This window comes from Pseudophaeobacter sp. EL27 (assembly GCF_900313025.1).
In the GTDB taxonomy this organism is placed as follows: Bacteria; Pseudomonadota; Alphaproteobacteria; order Rhodobacterales; family Rhodobacteraceae; genus Pseudophaeobacter.
Genome location: NZ_OMPQ01000008.1, coordinates 38453 through 60369, shown reverse-complemented (window position 1 = coordinate 60369; position 21917 = coordinate 38453). Strand labels below are relative to the sequence as shown.

Sequence of the window (21917 nt, the reverse complement as noted above, 5' to 3'; positions counted from 1 at the left end):
CCCGATGAGCACAGGCAGCATTCTCACCATTATCCTGAACTACCGTACCCCTGAGATGACCCTCAGATCCGCCGAGGCGGCACTGGCTGAGATGGAGGATCTCTGCGGTGAGGTTCTGGTGATCGACAATGGCTCTGATGATGGCTCCTGGGAGGCACTCCAGGCCGGTGCGGCACAACGTGGCTGGCAGGACAGTGGTAAGATCAGACTGCTGCAATCCAGGGTCAACGGCGGCTTTGGCGCTGGCATGAACATCGGCTTTGCCGCCGGTCTGTCGGATGGTTCTGCCCCGGATTACTATTACCTGCTGAATTCAGACGCCTTTGTGCAGGGCGAAACCATTCGCACCCTGCGCGATTTTCTGGCCGATCATCCCGGTGCCGGGCTGGCGGGGTCCTTTGTGCATGGCACAGATGGCACGCCTCATCGTACCGCCTTTCGCTTTCCCTCGATTGCCGGCGAATTTGAAATGGCCGCGCGCACCGGGATCTTTACCCGATTGCTGCACCCCTGGGTGGTGGCCATGGAGATGCCGCAGGTTCAAACCCAGGTGGATTGGACCGCTGGTGCCAGCCTGATGATCCGCCGCCCGGTGATCGAAGAGATCGGCGGCTTTGACGAGACTTTCTTTTTGTACTTTGAGGAAACCGATCTGTGTCGCCGCGCCGCCCGCGCGGGCTGGCGCACCCATTATGTGCCCGATAGCAAGATCGAACACCTCGGATCTGCCTCTACCGGCATGAAAGACTGGCAGCGCACGCCCACCTACTGGTTCCAGTCACGCAGCCATTACTTCACCAAATCCCATGGGGGTGCCTATGCCGCGCTGGCGACACTGGCCCGCATAACCGGCACCTGCCTTTACGGGCTGCGCCGCCTGATCCAGGGCAAGCCGCAGGCCGATCCCGATCATTTCCTGAGAGACCTGATCTCTCATGCTCTCACGCCTGCGCCTGCGTCGCGCGGGCCTTCACCCCTAAGTGAAACGCGCCTTCACTCCCCGGTTTCGGAGGACCTAAAATGAGCCAATTTTCCTGTGTTGTCATCGGCAATGAATCCCTGTTGGTCGGCTGCGCCGAAGCCGTGCTGGCCCGTGGGCACCAGATCAAGGCCGTGGTCTCGACCGACAGCGATATCTGCACCTGGGCAAAGGGCAAAGAGCTGCCCGTTTTAAATGCCCCCGGCGACATCCTCACGGATCTTGAGGGCGGTTTTGACTGGCTGCTCTCGATTGCCAACCTGCGGGTGATCCCCGAGCCCGTTCTGGCCCTGCCCCGCAAAGGTGCTGTGAATTTCCACGATGGGCCCCTGCCAGGCTATGCCGGGTTGAATACCCCCAACTGGGCGCTGATGGCAGGTGAGGCTCAGCACGGCATCACCTGGCATGTGATGGAGGGCGGCATCGACGAGGGTGATATCCTCGCCCAGCGCCTGTTCGACATTGCCGAGGAGGAGACTGCCTTCAGCCTCAACTCCAAATGCTACGCCGCCGCCATGGACAGCTTTGGCGAGGTCCTGGACCAGCTGAGCGCAGATGATCTGCACCGTCAGCCGCAGGATCTGTCCCAGCGCAGCTATTTTGCCAAGGATCACCGCCCGGCCGCCGGCGCCATTCTGGACTTCTCTCAGACCAGCCAAAGCCTGAGCCGTCTGGTGCGGGGCTTGGATTATGGCGCCTATTGGAACCCGCTTGGCTGCGCCAAACTCTTGCTGTCCGATCAGGTTCTGCGGGTGGGCAAGGCCACCCCCATTGAGGGCCGCGGCCCGACAGGGACTCTGCTCTCAGCAACTGGCGCCGTGGTCACGGTCGCCACTGCTGATGCGGCTATCGCGTTGGAGGACATTACCAGCCTCGCCGGTGAAAAACTGGACCTGCCTGCTCTGTTTGCCACCGGCGAGCAGCTGCCCGCGCTCAGCCCAGAGGCAGCGCAAGCGGTTGGCGGCGCGCTGAAAAAATCCCAAGGGGGCGAATCCCATTGGCGCGCTGCACTGGCCTCCATGCAGCCGGTCACAACACCGCTGGCGGGCAAAACCACCCGACCTGCCGGCGTTACGCGCTATGCGCTGACCCTGCCAAAAGACCAGGGCAAGGACCTCACAGAGGCGCAGATTGTCGCCAGCACCCTGGCCTGGGCCCTGTTGGGCACTGGCGCGGATCAGGCGGATATCGCCTTTGCCACACCGAATGACATGGACAATGCCCAAGAGGTGGTTTCCAACTGGATTCCCCTGCGGGCAACACGCGATTTGTCTGTTAACCTTTTAGCGACTCAGATAGACACAGATATAGATAAGGCCCGCAGGTTTGGCGGTTTTGCCCTAGATCTGGTGGCCCGCGCCCCAGAGCTCTCGGCGCAGGACATGCCGGGGATCGGGTTTACAGCGGATCGAGATGCGGCCCTGCCAGGCTGCATCCTTACTGTTTCGCTGATTGAGGGCGCCTTGGCGCTGCATGTGGATGACACCCAGCTGGAAGCTCGGGCCGCGGAGCTGCTCGCCGCGCGGCTTGAACACTCACTGGGTGTCATCGCATCTCACCTCACCTCGGACACGGGCTGCCCCCTGTCAGAGCTCTCAATCCTCCCCGAATCCGAACGTAAGTTGCTGCTGGAAGACTGGAACCAGACTGCGACAGATCTGCCAACAGAGACCACCATTCAAGCGGCATTTGAGGCCCAGGTTGCCCGCACGCCCAAGGCCACCGCCCTGGTGTTTGAGGGGGAAAGCTACAGCTACGAAGGCCTGAACGCCCGCGCCAATGCCCTGGCCGCCCGCCTGCAAGCCACCGGCGTCAAGCCCGGCGCCCATGTGGGCGTCTATGTGAAACGTTCGGCCGACCTGATGGTCAGCGCCCTGGCGGTGCTCAAAGCCGGGGGCGCCTATGTGCCGCTGGATCCCGCCTACCCGCGTGACCGGATTGCCCATTACCTCAGCGACAGCCAGGCCAGCGTTGTCGTCACCCAGGAGGCCCTGCGCGGTGAACTGCCTGCAACCCAGGCTGAAATCGTCACCGTAGACAGCCTCCCGGTCACCGAAGCTGTGTCAGAGAATGTGACCAGCGCTGCCAGTGGCGCGGATCTGGCCTATCTGATCTATACCTCCGGCTCTACCGGCACCCCCAAGGGCGTCATGGTGCGTCAGGACAATGTTGCCAACTTCTTTGCCGCCATGGATGCGCGTATTCCCCACAAGGCGGGCGATACCTGGCTGGCGGTGACCTCGCTCTCTTTTGATATCTCGGTACTGGAGCTGTTCTGGACCCTGTCGCGGGGTTTCAAACTGGTGCTCTCCAGCGACGAAAGCCGGCTTGAGCTGTCCAACGGGCCCATCGCCATCTCGGACAGGAAGATGGATTTCAACCTGTTCTACTGGGGCAATGACGACGGCCCCGGTCCGCGCAAATACCACCTGCTGCTGGAAGGCGCCAAATTTGCTGATGCCCATGGCTTTAACGCGGTCTGGACGCCCGAGCGCCATTTCCATGCCTTTGGCGGCCCCTATCCCAATCCTTCGGTCACCGGGGCCGCGGTGGCCGCTGTCACCAATAACCTGAGTGTGCGGGCAGGCTCCTGCGTCGCGCCTTTGCACCATCCTGCCCGGGTGGCAGAGGAATGGTCGGTGATCGACAACCTCACCAATGGCCGCGCTGGTCTGGGGATCGCGGCGGGCTGGCAGCCAGATGATTTTGTGCTGCGCCCGGAAAACACGCCCCCTGCCAACAAACCGGCCATGTATGAGTGCATCGAGACCCTGCGCAAACTCTGGCGCGGCGAAGAGGTGGAATTCCCCCGCAAGGATGGATCAACTCATGCGGTTGTCACCCAGCCACGTCCGGTTTCACGCGAGCTACCGGTCTGGGTCACCACCGCTGGCAACCCCGATACCTGGCGCGAGGCGGGTGAAATTGGCGCCAATGTGCTGACCCATCTGTTGGGGCAAAGCATCGAGGAAGTGGGCGGCAAGATCCGCATCTATCACGATGCCCTGCGCGCTGCCGGTCACGATCCGGCGGATTTCAAGGTCACGCTGATGCTGCACAGCTATCTGGCCGAAACCCGCGAGGAGTCCCGCCGTATCGCCCGCGAACCGATGAAGGATTACCTGCGCTCGGCCGCTGGCCTCATCAAGCAATATGCCTGGGCCTTCCCGGCCTTCAAGCGGCCCAAGGGGGTCAATAATGCCTTTGACATGCAGCTGGACGCGCTCAGCGCGGATGAGCTGGAAGCCATTCTGGAGTTCGCTTTTGAGCGCTATTTTGAGGAATCGGGCCTGTTTGGCACTGTCGAGGATGCGCTGGCGCGGACCGAGCAGCTGAAACGCATCGGCGTAGATGAGATCGCCTGCCTGATCGATTATGGCATTGCGCCCGATGTGGTGCTGGAGGGGCTGAAGCCGCTGGCCGAAGTGCTGAAACGCGCCAATACCCCGCAGGAACTGGCGGCGGATGACTATTCGCTGTCGGCGCAGATGATGCGCCACGGTGTCAGCCATATGCAATGCACCCCCTCCATGGCGCGGATGCTGGTACAGGATGATGAAGCCCGCATGGTCATGGGGCGGCTGAAACATCTGCTGGTCGGAGGTGAGGCCCTGCCCGGCGATCTGGTTGGGGTGCTGCGCGAGGCCACCCCTGCGCAGATCCACAATATGTATGGCCCGACGGAAACCACCATCTGGTCGACCTCGACAACCCTGACAGGCCTGCCGGCTGGCGTGGCGGATATCGGCACGCCGCTGGCCAATACCCAGGTCTATGTGCTGGACGCAGCCCAGAACCCGGTTCCAATGGGGGCAGCAGGAGAGCTGTATATTGGTGGCATGGGTGTGACCTCGGGCTATTGGCAGAGGCCAGAACTGACCGCAGATCGGTTTGTGCAGCTGCCACTTGCGGAGAACGCGCTCTATCGCACCGGGGATCTGGTGCGCTGGACTCCGGATGGCCAGCTGGCCTTCCTGGGGCGCACCGATCATCAGGTGAAAATTCGCGGCCAGCGCATTGAACTGGGCGAGATCGAAGCCGCCCTGGCCAGCCAGCCCAATGTCACCGGTGCGGTGGTTGTGGAACGGCGCATAGGCGAGGATACACAGCTGGTCGGCTACGTCACCCAAGACACAGCCAAACCAGCCGATCTGGAAGCAATCAAAGAAGACCTGAGCCGTCGTCTTGCAGCTGTCATGGTGCCCTCTCGACTGGTGGCGCTTGCAGTCTTCCCGCTGACACCAAACAAGAAAATCAACCGCAAAGCCTTGCCCGATCCCAAAACGGTGGCGCCAAGCAGCGATGAGACCTCCGCCGCAACCATCGTGCCACTCAGCGCCGGGGTACAGGCAGAGATCGCCAAGATCTGGTCGCGGATCCTGGGGGTCGAAGGTATTGCTGCACAGGACAACTTCTTTGCCTTGGGTGGCCATTCGCTGCTGGCGGTGCAATCGCACCGCGACATCCGCGCAGCCCTGGAGGCGCCCAAACTGTCGATCACCGACATATTCCGCTTCCCCACCCTTGCGGGTCTTGCGGCCCATATCGAAGCCCTTGCGGGCGGAGGCACAAAGCCCGATGATCCGGTGGAAGACGAGGCCGCACAGGCCGCCAAATCCGACACCATGTCGAAACGGCGGGCGATGCGGGCAAACCGCAAAGCACGGGCAGGATGACAGCAGAACTTTCCACACAAGAGATGGAGCGGCTCACCCTGGTGCGGCCGCTCTTCGCAGATGATGTCGCCCTGGCGCTGGTCAACCCGCTGGCGGATCCGCCCGCGCCCTTTGCTGCGGAACTCGCCTGCCTGTCGCCCAGCGCGGTTGATAAACGCCGCCGCGAATTTGCCGCCGGACGTGCCGCCGCGCATCAGGCCATGGCGCTCCTGGGGCAGGACCCCGTCGCCATTCCCGTGGCCGAAAACCGCGCGCCCATCTGGCCCACAGGGCTGGTGGGATCGATCACCCATACCCGCAGCTGCGCCATGGCCGTGGTCGCTCAGAAGGGAGAGATTCGGGGCCTCGGCATTGATGTGGAAGAGGACAAGCCGCTGGCGGATGAACTCTGGCCCGCGATCTGTTCGCCCCAGGAGCAAGACTGGCTGCGCCAGCAGACTAATCCGGGGCAGCTGGCCAAACTGGTGTTTTCCGCCAAAGAGGCCGCCTATAAATGCCAGTTCACGGTCAGCGAAAGATATTACGGGTTTGACGGCATGGAGCTGACACTCAATCTGGCCGAGAGCCGTTTTTCTGCCCGGTTCTGTGCCGACCAGCCCCCTTTCAACTGTGGTGATCACATCACGGGGCGTTTTGCCATTGGTGCCGGGGTGATTGTCACCACGGCAGAGCTGCGAGGCTGATCCATGATGTCACGTCGTGCCCTTTTTGCCTTGCCTGCCCTTGCTGCTCTTTGGCCGCTCAGCCGCTGGCTGCCCCCCGATCCGCTGCCAGATGTGCCAGTGCTGCCAGTCCCTGAGGGTGCACTGCGGGTGTTTCACCTTGGCCATTCGCTGGTAGGACCGGATATGCCCCATATGCTGGCACAGCTGGCCCCCCAGGGGCATGGCTGGAACAGCCAGCTGGGATCAGGCACCAGTCTGAAACAGCATTGGGAGCCGGAACTGGCGATCCTCGACTTTGAGATCACCAACCAGCCCCCCGCCTATCGCGACGCGCGCGAAGCCATCGGTTCGGGCGATTATGACGCGGTGGTGCTGACCGAGATGGTCGAACTGCACGATGCCATCCGCTATTTTGACGGGGCGGACTACTTCCAACGCTGGGCCGATCTGGCCCGGGCTGGCAGCCCTCAGACCCGGATTTTCCTGTACGAGACCTGGCATCATTTGAATGACCCCGAGGGCTGGGAGGCCCGTATTCATGGCGATCTGGAAGTGCTCTGGCTGCAAAAACTCTCCGGGGCTGACAGTCGAAGCAATCCCGACCGACCCGCTTATCTGATCCCCGCAGGACAGGTCATGGCCGCCGTTGCCGGCGCTGCCGAGGAAGGAAAAATCGACGGGCTGAGCTCGCGCGAGGATCTCTTTGCCCGCAACTCCGACGGAGACCTGGACACCATCCATATCAATGATTTGGGGGGTTACGTGGTGGCGCTCACCCATTTTTCGGTGCTCTATCAGCGCGATCCCCTGGGCCTGCCGCACCGCCTGACCCGCGCCGATGGCAGCGCCGCGCAGCACCTGTCTGAGCAGGCAGCAATAGAGGTGCAACAAATCGTCTGGCAAACCCTCCTGGCGCAGCCACGCACCGGGCTGGCAGCAGCCGCACAGGCAACACTCGCCGGAACGCGGGGGAGCGGCAGCTGATGAACCTAGAGACGCTGATCACCTCGGTAGTGATGGTGGGGCATTCCCTGTTTGGACCGGATAATCCGCAGATGCTGCAACAGCTGCTGGCGGAACAAACAACCGCCCAGCCGGTTCAGGTGGAGGCGCAGATCATCAATGGCGCACCGCTGAGCTACAATTGGCAGCACGCCGACAGTGCCGAGGGCATCAATGCCCGCGCAAGACTGGCTGCCCCGGTGGATGCAGTGATCGTCACCGAGGCCATCCCCCTGGCCAATCACCTGAAGTGGAGCAATTCTGAGGCCTCCGTAACCCAGTTCTACGAGCTGGCCCGCACCGCAAACCCGGAGGTGCAGTTCTACCTGCAAGAGACCTGGCACAGCCTCAACAGTGGCACCGGCACCGACGTGCCCTTTGACGAGGGGGCCGCAACCCCCTGGCGAGACCGGCTGGAGCAGGATCTGCCCCGCTGGCAAGCGCTGGTGGATGAGGTCAATGAGGCCACGGGCGGCACCGTAAAACTGCTGCCTGCTGGTCAGGCCCTGGCCCGGTTGGATGATGCCATTCAGGCAGGCACCCTGCCAGGGCTGCACTCAATTTCACAAGTGTTTTCCGACGATATCCACCCCAATGCGCTGGGGTTTTATTACTTAAGTCTGGTGCAATATGCGGTCCTGACCGGGCAGGACCCGCAGGGGCTACCCTACCAGCTACAGGACCGCTGGGGCCAAGCCTATAAGGCCCCTTCGCAGACTTTGGCGCGGCAATTGCAAAGCCTTGCCTGGAGTGCTGCTGGTGGCACGGAAAGGGCTTCCCCCGCACTGCCTCTCGACCCGGATCCGCTGCCTGCAGAGCCGGAACTCGCCCGGCTCAACAGCCCGTTCCCCGAAGAACTGCCACTACAGGATCCGACACTGCCCTCCCTGAACCGCCAACCCATTGCGATGAACCTGATGCCAGTGGCCGATTGGAGCCCACAGGCGCCCTTTTTGGATCATTTCAAAACCGCACGCCCCTGGGTCGGGCATCTGCCTGGCCAATGGGGGGGCGCCAGCGAGGCGGATCTGGCGGCGGCCGGCTATCTGGACCCGGAGGGCTGGCCCACCGCCCTGCCGCCTGAGCTGGGCTCCATCGGCACGGTGATCCTGACCGATCTGCCCGAGACTGCGCAGAGCCTTGCGGGGCGCTATGTGCTGCGTTTTGAAGGTCAGGGCATTGTTGAAGTTTCTGGCCGGGCGCGCAATCAGCGCTATGGGCAGGGCGAGGTCTCCTTTGACTTTACCCCCGGTCCCGGCCCGGTTGAGATCCGGCTGCAGCGCATAGGCAAGGCGGGAGATTACCCGCGCAATATCACCGTGGTCAAAGAGGAACATCTGGAGGCTTATGCTGCTGGTGAGGTCTTCAACCCCATTTGGCTGACCATTCTGGACGGGTTTGAGGTGCTGCGGTTCATGGATTGGATGGGCACCAATGACTCCCCCCTTATTGGTTGGGAAGATCGCCCACAGGTGAGCGACTATACTTGGGCCCGCAAGGGCGTACCACTGGAGGTCATGTTGGCGCTGGTAAATGAGCTCGGGACGGATGCCTGGTTCAACATGCCTCACCGCGCAGATGATAGCTATATCCGCAATTTCGCCCGCGCGGTCGAGGCAGGGCTGGATTTTGATCTAAAGACCTATGTGGAGTATTCCAACGAGGTCTGGAACTGGCAGTTTGAGCAAGCCAAATGGGCAGATGAACAGGCGCAGACCCGCTGGGGAGGCCGCGACCTGTGGATGCAGTTCTACGGTGGCCGCGCCGCGGAGGTCGCGCAAATTTGGACCCATGTCTTCGGCGCGGCATCATCCGCGCGCTTGGTGCGGGTCATGTCCACCCAGACTGGCTGGCTGGGTCTGGAAGAACAGATCCTGACAGCGCCGCTTTGGGTCGCGGAGGCTGCCGATCGTCAGCCCCCCGCCAGCTATTTTGACGCCTATGCGGTGACCGGCTATTTTGGCGGCATTCTAGGGCTGCAAGAACGGGCGCCCATCCTGCGGGCTTGGATCGCCGACAGCCAGCAGCACGCCCGCGACGCCGCTGCGGCCCGGGGCCTGCGTGGCGCCGAAGCTGAGCAATTTTTTACCGACCATCAGTATGATATTGCCAGCGTTCAAGCCGCAGCTGAGCTGACTGACGGGCTGGTCACTGGCGATAATACCGATACGTTAAGCGATCTGCTGGGGCGGGTTTTGCCCTATCACCGAGCGGTGGCGGATCAGCATGGGCTAAATCTGGTAATGTATGAGGGCGGCAGCCATGTGGTTGGCATTGGCCCCATTGCCGAGGACGCGCTGCTCACCGGGTTCTTCACTCATTTCAACTATACGCCTGAGATGGGCACGCTTTATGCGGAGTTGCTCAGCGGCTGGCAGGAGCTTGGCGGCAGTCTGTTTGGCGCCTATGCGGATGTAGCGGTGCCTGGTAAATGGGGCAGCTGGGGGGCTTTGCGTCATCTCAGTGATGACAATCCCCGCTGGTCCGCATTGGAGGCGGTGAAATGAGCAGCTTGGTTGCGCCAGACACCAATACCGCCCCCGCGACCTCTCCACCGCAGGTGAGTGTTCTGATCCCCGCCCATAACGAGGCCGGTTACATCGCCGCCTGTCTCACCACATTGTTTGCCTCTGAATTGCCCGAGGGGATGTTGGGCGAGGCCCTGGTGCTGGCTAATGGCTGCTCTGATGCCACCGCAAGCCTTGCCGCCGCCCAAACCGTGCCATCCCATTGGCAGCTCAGGGTTTTTGACCTGCCCGAGGGCAACAAGCTCAAAGCCCTGAACGCAGGCGATGCTGAAGCACGCGGCGCGGTCCTAATCTATCTGGATGCCGATGTCACCCTGGAGCCAGAATTAGTCGGCCAAATTGCCACCGCGCTCGACTGTCCAGAGGCCCGTTATGCCAGCGGCACCCCCACACTCAGCCGCGCAGACAGCCGCCTGACCCGCGCCTATGGCCGGTTCTGGATGCGCCTGCCCTTTGTCCAGAAGGGCACCCCTGGCTTTGGTCTCTTTGCGATGAACCGCGCAGGGCGCGCCCGCTGGCAAAGCTGGCCTGATATTATTGCCGATGATACCTTTGCCCGGCTTTCATTCACGCCGGATGAACGGATCAAACTCTCGGCCCGCTACGCCTGGCCCATGGTCGAAGGCTTTCGCAATCTCACCCGGGTCAGGCGGCGTCAGAATGCCGGGGTGGCAGAGCTGAGCGAGAAATATCCTGAACTTCTGGCCAATGATGACAAGCTCTCGCTGTCACCGCGCCAACTCTTCGGTTTCTTGCGACAAGATCCTATCGGGTTTGCCGCTTACGCTCTGGTTTCCCTGGCCGTAAAGTCGCCCCTGTTCCGTAGTAGGCAACGCTGGACCCGCGGGCGCTAACGCGCAGGCGCATCAATGATACGCAAGATTGCAACAGGCGCGCCCCGCCGCGCGTCAGCGCGGCGCCGGGCCCAAGGGATGTGATGGTTTCGTCAGAAACACTCTCAGCGCGCGGGAGCCCCCCCTTGGTGGCTGCGCCCGCTGGATCAACCTTATCAGTAGGGCCCCAAGCCACCTGTCAGCCCAAGCCAAAAGCCCGCTTAGTCTTCTTGGCAGGCCGCCCGGAACAGGTCTGCCAGCCTGCCCGCTTCAATATCACTGTCGTGGCGCTCCAGCACCCGCTCCCGTGCCAGCGCGCCCATTGCTGCCAAACACTCGGGGGAAACCTGCGTCAGTTCAACAATAGCCTCTGCCAGGATCCCCGCGTCACCAGCGGGAACCAACCAGCCGGTCTCTCCCGGCAGCACCAGTTCCGGGGTGCCGGCAATAAAGGTCGCCAGGACAGGGCGGGCCGCAGCCATGGCCTCCATCACCACCATGGGCAGACCTTCGGCAAAGGAGGGCATCACCAGCGCATGCGATGCCGCCAGCTCTGCCCGCACCCCTGCTTCTGACAACCAGCCCGTCAAGGTCACATTACCCTGCAACCCGGCTGCGGCAATTGCCGCTTCCAGATCCGCGCGCATCTCGCCATCGCCGATCAGCACCAGCTGCACCTCTGGCCGGGACTGCACCACCTCTGCCATGGCCCGCACCAACACCATCTGCCCCTTTTGCTCCACAAAGCGACCAATAGCCGCCAGCCGCAGGGGGCCCTCCGGCAGCGGTGCAGGATCTGCGAATTTTGCCGGTTCAATACCGCAATGCACCACTTTCAACTGATCCCAGGCGCCAAAATCGGCCCATCGGCTGAGTTGGCTTTTGCCAAAACTGCTGATTGCCACAGCAAAACGCGCCCGGTTGATCTTCTCTCCCAGCGACAGGGAGGCAGGGGCGTCAAACTCTTCCGGGCCATGGGTGGTGAAACTATACCCCGGCCCGCCCAGCGCCTGCGCCAGCAGGGCAACGGCGGTGGCATTGGTGCCAAAATGCGCATGAATGTGATCTACGCCCTCGGCCTTGCAACGCGCCACCACATAGCTGGCCTCTGCCAGGTAGATCAGATGTCGCAGCACCCCGACCTGCGACACCCTGCCGAGGCGCATTGCCAGGCTCAAGCCCTGCAAAAAGCCACGCGGCGCGCCCAGCGCCTGGCGCAAAAGCCCCAGCAACAATGTCAGCATCCCCATCTGCAAGACATACTCGGTTTTAGAGGCCTCAGCCTGATCACCTGGGTCCACCAAAGGTGATGATCCTGGCCGCATGGCCAGCCGCAACACAGCGATCCCCTGACGCTCCAGCGCCTGCACTTCACGGCGGATAAAACTATGGGAAGGCTGCGGGTAACTGTTCAGAACATAAGCAATTTTCAAAGGCCTATACTCCTGTCAGCCTACCGGTTTTGCCTAGGGTAGCTGCTCTATTCGCACTTGCCTAGAGGCCGCAGCAACCTGTCACCAAAACCACCTCAATGCGCCCTTTCCAGCAAGATTGTTTGCCCCCGACCGCTGAAAAACCCCATGGAAGGCGATCTATGAGAGGGGGCAATTGACGCCCTCTCAACCGCTGCCTAGCCTAGACCAAATGGGGCTGATTTGCGGGCCAAATCAGAGCAGACCAACCGGAGATGACATGAAACAGCTGACCCTTCACTTTGCCGGACAGGGATTGATGGCCCGGGTGCTGCGCTCAGCCTCCTGGATGATGATCGGCTATGGTGGCAGCCAGGCGCTGCGGCTGGCGGCAAATCTTTTGCTGGCGCGGCTGCTCTTCCCCGAGGCTTTTGGTCTTATGGCGCTGGTCACCGTGGTCACGGTGGGGCTGTCGCTGTTCTCTGACGTTGGCATAGGCCCGTCCATCGCGCAGAACAGCCGTGGCGATGATCCGGATTTTCTCAACACCGCCTGGAGCATTCAGGTGCTGCGCGGCTTTGGCCTTTGGGCGCTAACCCTGGCACTGGCCTGGCCGATGGCCTGGTTCTATCAGGTGCCCGAGCTGCTGTATTACCTGCCGATTGCCGGCATTGGCCTGGCCATAGCCGGCTTCAACCCCACCCGCATTGAGACCGCCCATCGCCATCTGCTGGTGGGCCGTGTCACTCTGCTGGATCTGGGCGCACAGGTGATTGGTGTCGGTTCCATGGTACTCTTGGCCTGGATCAGCGGCTCGGTGATTGCGCTGGTCCTGGGGGGCGTGCTTCAAGCTGCCGCCAAACTGGCGCTCACCCATTTTGGCCTGCCGGGGCTGCGCAACCGTTTTTGCTGGGAGGCCAAATCCGTGAAAGAGCTGGTGCGCTTTGGCAAATGGATTTTCCTGTCGACAGCCTTTTGGTTTCTGACCTCTCAGGGGGATCGGGCGATCCTGGGCAAATTTGTCTCGCTCGAGGTTCTGGGCATCTACAATATCGGCTTTTTCCTTGCCAGTTTTCCGATGCTGTTGGGCCATGCGGTGAACCAGCGGCTGATGATCCCGGTGTATCGCGACAAGCCCATCACGGCGGATCCCGCCAACCGGCGCAAGCAGCGGCTGCTGCGGGTCGGGCTGACCTCCACGATCCTGTCGATGTTGCTGCTGATGGCCTGGATCGGGCCCTGGTTGGTCGATCTGCTGTATGATGCGCGCTATCAACAGGCCGGAGCGATGATCGTGATGATCTCGCTGGCGCTGGTGCCTGCGGTGATTACCATGACCTATGATCAGGCAGCTTTGGCGGCCGGGGACAGCCGGGCGTTTTTTGTCTTTACCGCCAGTCGCGCCCTATTGCAGACCAGTTTGTTCCTGTTGGCCACCATGTGGTTTGGCCTGCCCGGCGGCATTTTTGCCATGGGCCTGTCGATGCTGGCGGCCTATCCGGTTCTGGTCTGGTTGGCCGTCAAACACCAGGCCTGGGATCCGCTGCATGACCTGGGCTTTGCCATAATTGCCGGGTTGATCGGCATCGGCGCAGTGTTCTGGCATCTGGAGCGGATCATGACCCTGTTCGCGCCGCTGGCGGCCTAGCGGCAGCAGCCCGTCCCCATCATTAGCTCTGATCATCGGAGTAGTTCTGCGCTGGGGCGATAGCCTGCTCAGCGACGCGCCATTTTCTGCGGCAAGAGTCGCCGCCAGTTGCGCAGAATCTCCCGCAGCCCCCGGCCCTGCGGCTTGGTATCCAGAACCGGGATCGATGCCACCGGTGCCAGGCCCGTTTCGCGTTCCATCTGCGCGGCAGAGCGTAGCACCGGCGCGCGCAGCTCCAACACAAAGGCAAAGGCAAGCCCCGCCAGCACACTGGCGACGCCCCCCAACAGGGCCTTGTTTTTGCGTGCCGAAGTCGAGGGGTAATCCGCAAGCCCCGCAGGTTCCAGCACCGTCAGCCGTTCCCCCTGGCCTGAGGTTTCCAGACGAAAGCCCACTTCGGCCTCGTTGCGACGGGTCGATACGGTCTCCAGCTCGCCTTGCAGCGATTGCATCTGCCGGGCGTAGACCCCCAGTTGCCGTTGCACCTCAGGCGTGGTTTGCAGCGCGGCTTCCAGCTCGTTTTTACGTTGGATCAACAGGTCACGCTGCGCATCCAGCGTGGCCAGCTGTTCCTGAGCCTCGGCCAACATGCGGCGGGCGGTTGCCGGACGTTCGGTGGCACTGGCCTGATCGGCAGAACGCCGGATCAGGATCTTTTCGCGTTCGATATCTAACAGGCCTTCGTTTATGGTCGCCACCTCGTTGCGCCGAAACTCAGCGGTGCCAGGCAGGGCCACATCATTGGCGGTGTGAAAGGCCGAGATTTCATCTTCCAGCTTGGCGATCTGGCTGACCAGAGCGTTTTCTTTTTCGGCAAAGAAGCTCAGGGTCTCACGCGCCTGCGCAATCCGGCTGCTCACGCTCAACTCGATGGTGCGACGGCCAAACTCGCTGGCCACCTGCCGGGCCTGCTCTGCTGTGGGCAGCATCGCAGTGATGGTCAGCACCGAAATCGTACCATCATCAGCAAAACCTTCGCGCACCGCAGCAACGCCGGTGATACTCACCGCATTGCGCAGCATCACCACTTTTTCGGTTGGTGTGAGGCTGGGCAGTTCAGCATAAAGGCCAAACTTCTCGATAATATCGAGCAGGGTTCCACGGGCCATCAACCGCTGCTCGATCAATTGCATGCGCCGCGCAGAGGAGCCCTCGACGGTGGATTTGGCTAGCTCGTCTGCAATGGTTGGCCGGGTGACCTGGATGACCTCGGCGCTGTGGTACATATGCTGTTGGTTCAGCGCCAGCCAGAGCGACAGGATACTGCCCGCCACCACCACATACAGAATGACCGCAGCGCGGCGACGCAGCATGTCCAGAAAATCTGCCAGCGAAAAAATCGGCCCCATGGGTCAGCTCACCTTGTCGTCACATCTATCATCCTGCCAGTCCTTGGCACAACAGGCCAGAGAACACGCGGATGTATTCACGCGTCGTTACAACACAGCAACCGGGCAAAACTGTGGCTTTGACCGGTCGCGCGCGCGGAGAGATGCGGATTTTTAGGGGGTAACCTGTGTCTTGTCGGACTGTTGCGCCCTGTTCAGCACCACGCCAAGCAGCGGCGCATGGCCCGCCAGCATCTTTTCGCAGGCCGCAAGCTCGGCCGCAGTGGTGTGATCCCCATCAGAGATCAGCAACACCCCATCCACCTGCGGCAGAAAAGCCGTGACATCGTCATGCTCCAGCACCGGCGGCAGATCGAACAAAATCGTATCAGCACTGGTCTCGTCGATCGTGGCGGAAATCACATCCGCAGCACGGCGGTCATGCAGGATATCCGAGGCATTGGGATCAGGGTGGCAATTGCAGCCCACCGCCAGAGTGTCAGACAGTCGTTGCAGATGCTCAGACGTTGGCACTTCACCAGCGAGGAAGGCTGCCATATCGCCATGTGGCGGGATGCCCAACGCCGCAGCCATACCGGGGTTGCGAAAGTTCATGTCCATCAACAGGGTGCGTCTTTGCGGTACACGGGCGAGGCTAAGCGCCAGATTAACCGCACAAAAAGTGGTGCCGCCACCCGCCGAAGGGCTGGTGATTGCGACACGTTTCCAGCCATGCGCCTTGAGGCTGTGCAGCAATCGCGTGCGCAGCAAATCAAAGGCCCGCGCCGTTGGCGAGGCCCGAAAGGCGCTGACCAGCGGGAGGCGTGACGGTTTTTGCCCCAGAAAATCAAAAGGGACCTCAGGGATCTGCAACCAGGGATCATAGCGGGTTGGCAAAATCACCGGGGGCTCCTGCGGGATATCAACACGCGCCTGCGGGTCCAGCTCCAGCATCGGTTTAACCTGCGCAGCACGAACGGGTTCACGGCGCGACATTGCTGCTGGTTTGATCGTTTGTGGTTTTACAGCCGCTGAGGCGGGGGGCGACGGTGCAGCTGTTGTGGAAGCAGCAGCTTTTGGCGGCGCCGCCTCAGGCTCTGGGCCAGGTTGCTCCGATGGTGCAGCGGATTCCAGGGAGCGCTGTCTCTTTACAGTGGTTTCAGGCGTCGCAGCCTTGAGGTCAGCAGCATTGTTGTCGTCCTGCAGGTCCAGCTTCTGGCGCGCTTGCGCATTGCGGCGGCGGAACGTCTTGAAACCCTTTTGCGTCATGCGATCCTCACCATCCGGCTCAAAGGCAGGCGCTGTGTTGCCCAAGTCCTTCGCCCTGAAGTCTGGGCGCGTTTCACTATGGGCCGGAGTGCCATCAGAGGCTGATACAGCAAAATGCTTCATGCGTCATCTCCTGACAATTCCAACATCACAAACCTAACATTCAGGGACTGTTCTGCCCCGCTTTGAGGGGATTTACCCCCACCGTTTTCCGAACCTTTTGCAAAGTGTCTGCGGGATGGCTCACTCCCTTTTCGGGCCTTTTCAAAGTCCCCCACAGTCAAAGGCATAGAGGTTAATATCCAGTGCCCTTCTGCCTGCAGTGACGTCATATCTGGGTTAGTAACCAGTGCCCTTGGCAACGACACCAAAGGTGCGCCAGATAAGGGATAAATCCTGCTGCAGCCCCATATGGCCCAGATAGTCCACATCGGCTTTTGCCCGCGAAGCAAAGCTGCTCTCGTTACGGGTGGAGACCTGCCAGATCCCTGTGATCCCAGGCTTTACGGCAAAATAGGCACTCGCCTCACCATAAAGCGGCAGTTGCTCGGGCAGCATCGGGCGCGGACCAACCAGGCTCATTTCTCCGGTTATGACATTCCACAACTGCGGCAGCTCATCCAGTGATGTCATCCGCAGGATCCGCCCAACTCGGGTAATCCGCGGGTCGGATTTGAGCTTTTGCGTTGTTTCCCACTCGTGGCGCAGCTCGGGGTCGCTGTTCAGATGGTCCTGCAGACGTGCATCCGCATCACGCACCATGGTCCGCAGTTTGATAATACGGAAACGCTTGCCCTTCTGGCCAAGACGCTCCTGGCTATAAAAGGGCAAGCCGCTTTCCAACCAAAGCACCAAGGCAGACAGCAGGATAATCGGCAGGGCAACAGGCAGCGCCAGCAAAACCAAGAGCAAATCCAGCACCCGTTTCCCAACCACGGCGTAGCCAGAGTTTTTCCCGCGTGCCATGGCAAGGGCCTGACTGATCGTTGCTCCGGCAGCATCAGATGCTGAAACGGGGGAAGCAGCACAAATCAAAGAGGATCTTCCGGCAGTCAAGCCGGTCAAGGTCAAGCCAGGAGCAGTCAAAGCCTGCTCTGTTGCGTTTGATACGAAATCTTTCATCGTCACCCCATGCGCTCGCAGCTCTTGCTCCGGGAAAATCCCGGAACCTCAGCTCGATAGTCTTTCGAACCCCGCAACAGCAGCGAAGCGGGCAATATCATCACGTTCTGGGTTTTGCCGAACCATGCCCCCACATGGTTCGCCCCGCTGAATGCCTGGGTTGGATACCCCTGCGGCTTGTTCAAGCTACAGCATTCCGTGACCAGAATATATCTAATCAAATTGTTAGGAATTATAACCAAAGGTTAGGAATTGAGGCAAAAAAGGGCCTCAGCGGCTCAAAAGGGGAAACAATACAACCCTTGGGTCACGGACTGTCGCGCATACCCGCCGCAACCACAAAAACTCATTCATGTTTTCGACCTCAAAATGCCTGATTCTCTCATGCCGTGGCCCCGCAGGCCGCTTATGCGTCCTGGTTCCGGCCCCCATTGGCTACTCTAACGGGCCGCTTTAAGGGTCGCCCTCAATGGCCTGTCTCAAAGCCCCGCCTCACTGGCGGTTTGAAACCCGCGACCGACAGCAGTATGACACCACAGATATATCGGTGCTCAGCACCGGTTGGGGCAAAACCCGCCTCCCAACACAAAACCCACAAAAGGTCGCCTGACAATGTGCGCATCACACAGCCAGAAACACTGGACCGCCGCTTTGATTGGCGACCATGAAGTAACCCTTTGGAGCCTCGCAGCCGGAGAGATGCTGCACCACCAGAGTATCGCGCGCGCGCATCCCAGCCCAGAGCAAGATCTGTCAGCGGCGCTGCATCAGGCCCAGGTGTCAAAATCCACTCCGGTTCTGGTTTGTGGCCTGATGTCCGCCTCCTCAACGGTTGCGGTTCCCGCCAAGCCCGGTGACCTGGACCTGAGCCGCTTGGATCTGGACGGCTGGCAACTCCAGGCCCTTCTCGGGTTTCAGCAGCAAAACCCCACAGGGCTGATGCAACATGGTAACGCACAGATCGCTGGTTTTCTGGCGCTTAATCCCAAATGGGATGGGGTGATCTGCCTGCCCGGCGAGGTCACCCATTGGGTGCAGGTCAGCGCCGCTGAGGTTGTCAGCTTTCAAAGCACCCTGACAACCGGCCTCTACTCCACTCTGGCAAGCTCTCTGGCATTGCCTGCCAGCTGGTCCGAAAGCGCCCTTGCCCAGGCCGTTGCAGATACGATGTCCCGCCCCGAGCGACTGGCCTCCCGGCTGGCAGAGCTGCGCGCCAGCCTGCTTGTCGCGGATCAAAACACCAAAGACAGCAATAAACCCGAAGCCGCAGGCCTGCTTTGGGGCTATCTGCTTGGCGCCGAGCTGGCTGCCGCGCGGGCCTATTGGTTGGGGCAGAACATGGCGCTGATCGCCCCGGATCACCTCGCCAGCCCCTATCTGGCCGCTCTCGCCGCCCAGGGCCTGCCGGTCACCCAGGCACAGCCCGATCGGATGGCCTTAGAGGGGTTAAAGCAGGCTTGGCGGCGGAGCACAGGAACCTCTGCCAGCACCTAGGTCTGCGTGAGACCCTCACCTCTCCCCCCAAGGCCGATCTCACTTCAAGACCCACAGTGAAGAGTACCTTAGCCATCTCACGGTGCCGCGCCGCCGCCCGCTAGGGCGGCGGCGCTGGGCCCAAGGGGATGCAATCTCCCAAAGGAGATAAATCTGCGCGGGAGCGCCCCCCTTCTTTGGTCCAGGCCACCACACCTAAAGAAGGGTTCAGCCCGTGCTCGGCCTCAGGCCTTGTAGCGCACGCCCTTTGCGGGTGGCGTTTCAGCAGGACCGGCAAAACATTGGGCAACATCCATCCATCTTGCAGCGGTCGCTCCCCCGGTCTCAAGCCCGGTATCTGCGATGTTGCGCACCTGCGTCACCACCTGAGCAAACTCCACTGCCGCGCCGCGTACCAGGTTGTCCTCCTGCCGCTCATTCCAGGTCCAGACCACCCCCGATGGACCTGTCAGCTCCACATAGGGTGCGGGGTCAGGAACCGCTTCCTTGCGATTGATGAAGGTCCAGCCATAGGTCGAAACCCCGAGATGGGCGATATTGCGAATGCGGTCCTGCTCCTGCCGCTCCACGCCCAACAGATCAAAGACCTCCTGGCCATGGGCCCAGGTCTCCATCTGCCGCGCAGTGATCGAACTGAGCGCGCTCATATCCGGCCCCACCCATTTCACCCGGGCTTTGGGATCCGCCTGGGCAAAGGCATCGGCACAGCTCTCTGCCCCTGCGTACCAAGCTTCAAACAGGGCCCGTCCCGATAGCCCATCCAACCAGCCGAACTGGCTTTCCAGGATCGACTTGCCAGATTGCATCTGCTGCACGATCGGCGTGATAAACGCCCCAAAATCCTCTGCCCCTTTGAGCGAGGTCTCTGCTGCCACGTTGAACAGGTGCAGATGGCCCAGCACATGATCAATGGTCCAGTCCTTGAACAGGGTCACCCGGTGCAGATCCGCCTCCGGCAAATCCTGGAGCACCGCCGCCAGCGCCTGGCTTTCGGCGCGAAAATCTTCGGCTTGTTGCATCTTTTCTTTCCTCCCTCGGACAAATGCCGCTGCGTCGGCAACGCATTCATGCAATTGAACAGACCAAGCGTTCTGTTTTACGATTCACCAAAAGGATAGGCCGATGCACAGAGGAACCAAAGACCAACCGAACGTCACCTCGGATGACGACCAGCTGATGCGGGGTAATCCGGCCCGTGTCGCCCGTACTCGGGGCAAGATCTTTGACGCGGTCATAACCACTCTGGACCGGGTTGGCTATTCGGAGTGCTCGATCAATCGGGTGCAGACCCTCGCGGGCGTGTCGCGCGGGGCGCTGACCCATCACTTCCCCTCCAAAGAGGAAATGATGGTGAAAACCCTCGAACATCTTCTGGCACCGGTGCGCGGCCCCTCACGCCCCGGTGATCAGGAGGCCAATCTGCTGCGTCCCTCCGAGGCCAGTGATGACCTGCAAGACCAGCTGCACGCGCTCTGGAGCCGGGTGATCAACACCCGTGAGGGGCGCGCGCTGATGGAAATCCTGGTGGCGGCGCGCACTGACGAGGATCTGAGCCAGCGGATCAGCCCCTCGCTGCACGCCTATAACGACGAGTTCAACCGTAATATCGCCAATCTCTATCAGGCCGCCGCGGGCCATGAGGATGAGCTGGCGCTGCTCTGGTCGATCTGCCGTAGTTTCATGCGGGGGCTGCACACCCAGGTTCCCTATGAGCGGGATCCAAAAATCATAACAAAGATGGTCGAGCTATTTGGCCGCATCATGGCGCCGCATATGTCCGCGCGCAGCCTGCAGGGAGAGACAGATGAAGAACCCATTTGAAACGCCGGAACATCGCGCCTTTCGCGACAATATCCGCAGCTTTGTGGAAAAAGAAATCCAACCCTATTGCGACGATTGGGACGAAGCCGGGGAGGTTCCCTGGGAGCTGCACCAGAAGATTGGCGAATTTGGTGTCTGGGGCTTTGGCATTGATGAGAAATTCGGCGGCCTGGGCTTTGACGACTGTTTCCTGCGCGTGGCCTATAGCGAAGAGCTGGCCCGCTGTGGCGCCGGCGGTGTCACCGCTGCCCTGGCCGGGCGCACCATCTCCGTTGAACCCATCGCCCGACTGGCCTGCGATGAAATCCGCGAACGGGTGCTGCCCGAAATCCTCTCCGGGCGCAAAGGCTCGTCTTTGGGGGTGACGGAACCCGGCGGCGGCTCGGATGTGGCCAACCTCAAAACCACAGCACGGCGCGATGGCAACCATTGGGTGATCAATGGCTCCAAGACCTTCATCACCGGCGGCATGACCTCGGATTATTTTGTCATCCCCGCCCGCACTGGCGGAGCGGGGTTGGAGGGCATTTCCCTGTTCTTTGTCGAGGCTGATACCGTGGGCTTCTCCCGCTCGGCCCTGACCCGCAAGATGGGCTGGTGGTGTTCGGACCAGGCCACCCTGTTTCTGGACGAGGTGCGCGTGCCTGCCAGCAATATGATGGGCGAAGAGGGCACAGGTTTCCTGGCCATCATGAACAATTTCAATATGGAGCGCATCAGCCTGATTGCCGGGGTTCTGGGCATGATGAAGACCTGCCTGGAAGACGCCATTGCCTGGGCGCAGGAGCGCGAGACCTTTGGCAAGAAACTGATCCGCCATCAGGTGATCCGCCACAAGATCGCCGAGATGTCGGCCCGCATTGACGCGGTTGAGGCGACGCTGCGGATGATCTGCTGGCAAGTCAACCAGGGCGAGATGCCAGTGGCAGAGCTCAGCAAGGCCAAATTCTTTGCCACCAAGGCCTGCGAATACTGCGCCTCTGAGGCGATGCAGATCCTCGGCGGTGCCGGCTATCTGCGCGGCAATCGGGTCGAGCGCATCTACCGGGAGGTCAAGGTCATGGCCATCGGCGGTGGATCGGAAGAGATCATGCACGACCTCGCCGTGCGTCAGATGGGGCTATAATCCTGAAGCGAGGC

The 21917-nt window shown here is 61.1% G+C and carries 15 protein-coding genes; 10 read left to right on the top strand and 5 right to left on the bottom strand.

The genetic code is table 11. The features are described 5' to 3' along the window. Positions 1-4 precede the first annotated feature (4 nt). Genes ED661_RS04835 through ED661_RS04810 form a run of 6 tightly spaced genes read left to right on the top strand, consistent with a single transcriptional unit; the run spans position 5 to position 10704 of the window. On the top strand, positions 5-1024 hold the full coding sequence (locus ED661_RS04835; RefSeq protein WP_122072818.1) for a glycosyltransferase family 2 protein: 1020 nt from the start codon (positions 5-7) through the stop codon (positions 1022-1024). After that, a complete protein-coding gene (locus ED661_RS04830; protein ID WP_122072817.1) occupies positions 1021-5655 on the top strand; it encodes a MupA/Atu3671 family FMN-dependent luciferase-like monooxygenase in 4635 nt (1544 codons plus the stop codon). Before ED661_RS04835 ends, ED661_RS04830 begins: the two co-directional genes overlap by 4 nt. After that, the gene (locus ED661_RS04825; protein WP_122072816.1) at positions 5652-6338 is read left to right on the top strand and encodes a 4'-phosphopantetheinyl transferase; all 687 of its coding nucleotides are present in this window, start codon (positions 5652-5654) and stop codon (positions 6336-6338) included. Before ED661_RS04830 ends, ED661_RS04825 begins: the two co-directional genes overlap by 4 nt. Positions 6339-6341: 3 nt before the next feature. Next, a complete protein-coding gene (locus ED661_RS04820; protein ID WP_122072815.1) occupies positions 6342-7304 on the top strand; it encodes a hypothetical protein in 963 nt (320 codons plus the stop codon). Then, positions 7304-9829: a hypothetical protein gene (locus ED661_RS04815; RefSeq protein ID WP_122072814.1), complete on the top strand. Its 2526-nt coding sequence runs from the start codon at positions 7304-7306 to the stop codon at positions 9827-9829. Before ED661_RS04820 ends, ED661_RS04815 begins: the two co-directional genes overlap by 1 nt. Continuing rightward, positions 9826-10704, top strand: coding sequence for a glycosyltransferase family 2 protein (locus tag ED661_RS04810; RefSeq protein WP_122072813.1), 879 nt, complete (start codon positions 9826-9828; stop codon positions 10702-10704). The genes ED661_RS04815 and ED661_RS04810 overlap by 4 nt, the downstream gene beginning before the upstream one ends. Before the next feature lie 200 nt (positions 10705-10904). On the opposite strand, the gene ED661_RS04805 is transcribed toward ED661_RS04810, so the two are convergent. Then, complete coding sequence (locus ED661_RS04805) at positions 10905-12116, bottom strand: glycosyltransferase family 4 protein (protein ID WP_122072812.1); 1212 nt, start codon at positions 12114-12116, stop codon at positions 10905-10907. A 259-nt stretch (positions 12117-12375) separates the two neighbouring features. Between ED661_RS04805 and ED661_RS04800 the strand changes: the two genes are divergently transcribed. Continuing rightward, positions 12376-13743 (top strand): oligosaccharide flippase family protein, encoded by a 1368-nt coding sequence (locus ED661_RS04800; protein ID WP_122072811.1) that lies wholly within the window; start codon positions 12376-12378, stop codon positions 13741-13743. A gap of 68 nt (positions 13744-13811) precedes the next feature. On the opposite strand, the gene ED661_RS04795 is transcribed toward ED661_RS04800, so the two are convergent. The 3 genes from ED661_RS04795 to ED661_RS04785 form a co-directional block, all read right to left on the bottom strand. Continuing rightward, the gene (locus ED661_RS04795; RefSeq protein WP_122072810.1) at positions 13812-15092 is read right to left on the bottom strand and encodes a DUF874 domain-containing protein; all 1281 of its coding nucleotides are present in this window, start codon (positions 15090-15092) and stop codon (positions 13812-13814) included. A gap of 153 nt (positions 15093-15245) precedes the next feature. Beyond that, complete coding sequence (locus ED661_RS04790) at positions 15246-16463, bottom strand: CpsD/CapB family tyrosine-protein kinase (RefSeq protein ID WP_122072809.1); 1218 nt, start codon at positions 16461-16463, stop codon at positions 15246-15248. A 216-nt stretch (positions 16464-16679) separates the two neighbouring features. Then, entirely contained in the window at positions 16680-17306 is a 627-nt protein-coding gene (locus tag ED661_RS04785) for a sugar transferase (protein ID WP_254054771.1), read from the bottom strand. A gap of 768 nt (positions 17307-18074) precedes the next feature. Here ED661_RS04785 and ED661_RS04780 point away from each other — a divergent pair. Then, positions 18075-18956 carry a 2-dehydro-3-deoxygalactonokinase gene (locus tag ED661_RS04780; RefSeq protein ID WP_122072807.1) on the top strand — a complete coding sequence of 294 codons (882 nt, stop codon included), beginning with the start codon at positions 18075-18077 and terminating at the stop codon, positions 18954-18956. Positions 18957-19180: 224 nt separating this feature from the next. On the opposite strand, the gene ED661_RS04775 is transcribed toward ED661_RS04780, so the two are convergent. Next, positions 19181-19975 carry a TIGR03084 family metal-binding protein gene (locus ED661_RS04775; protein ID WP_122072806.1) on the bottom strand — a complete coding sequence of 265 codons (795 nt, stop codon included), beginning with the start codon at positions 19973-19975 and terminating at the stop codon, positions 19181-19183. A gap of 103 nt (positions 19976-20078) precedes the next feature. On the opposite strand from ED661_RS04775, the gene ED661_RS04770 reads away from it, so the two are divergent. Next, on the top strand, positions 20079-20777 hold the full coding sequence (locus ED661_RS04770) for a TetR/AcrR family transcriptional regulator (protein ID WP_122072805.1): 699 nt from the start codon (positions 20079-20081) through the stop codon (positions 20775-20777). Then, a complete protein-coding gene (locus ED661_RS04765) occupies positions 20761-21903 on the top strand; it encodes an acyl-CoA dehydrogenase family protein (protein ID WP_122072804.1) in 1143 nt (380 codons plus the stop codon). The genes ED661_RS04770 and ED661_RS04765 overlap by 17 nt, the downstream gene beginning before the upstream one ends. The last annotated feature ends 14 nt before the right edge of the window (positions 21904-21917 follow it).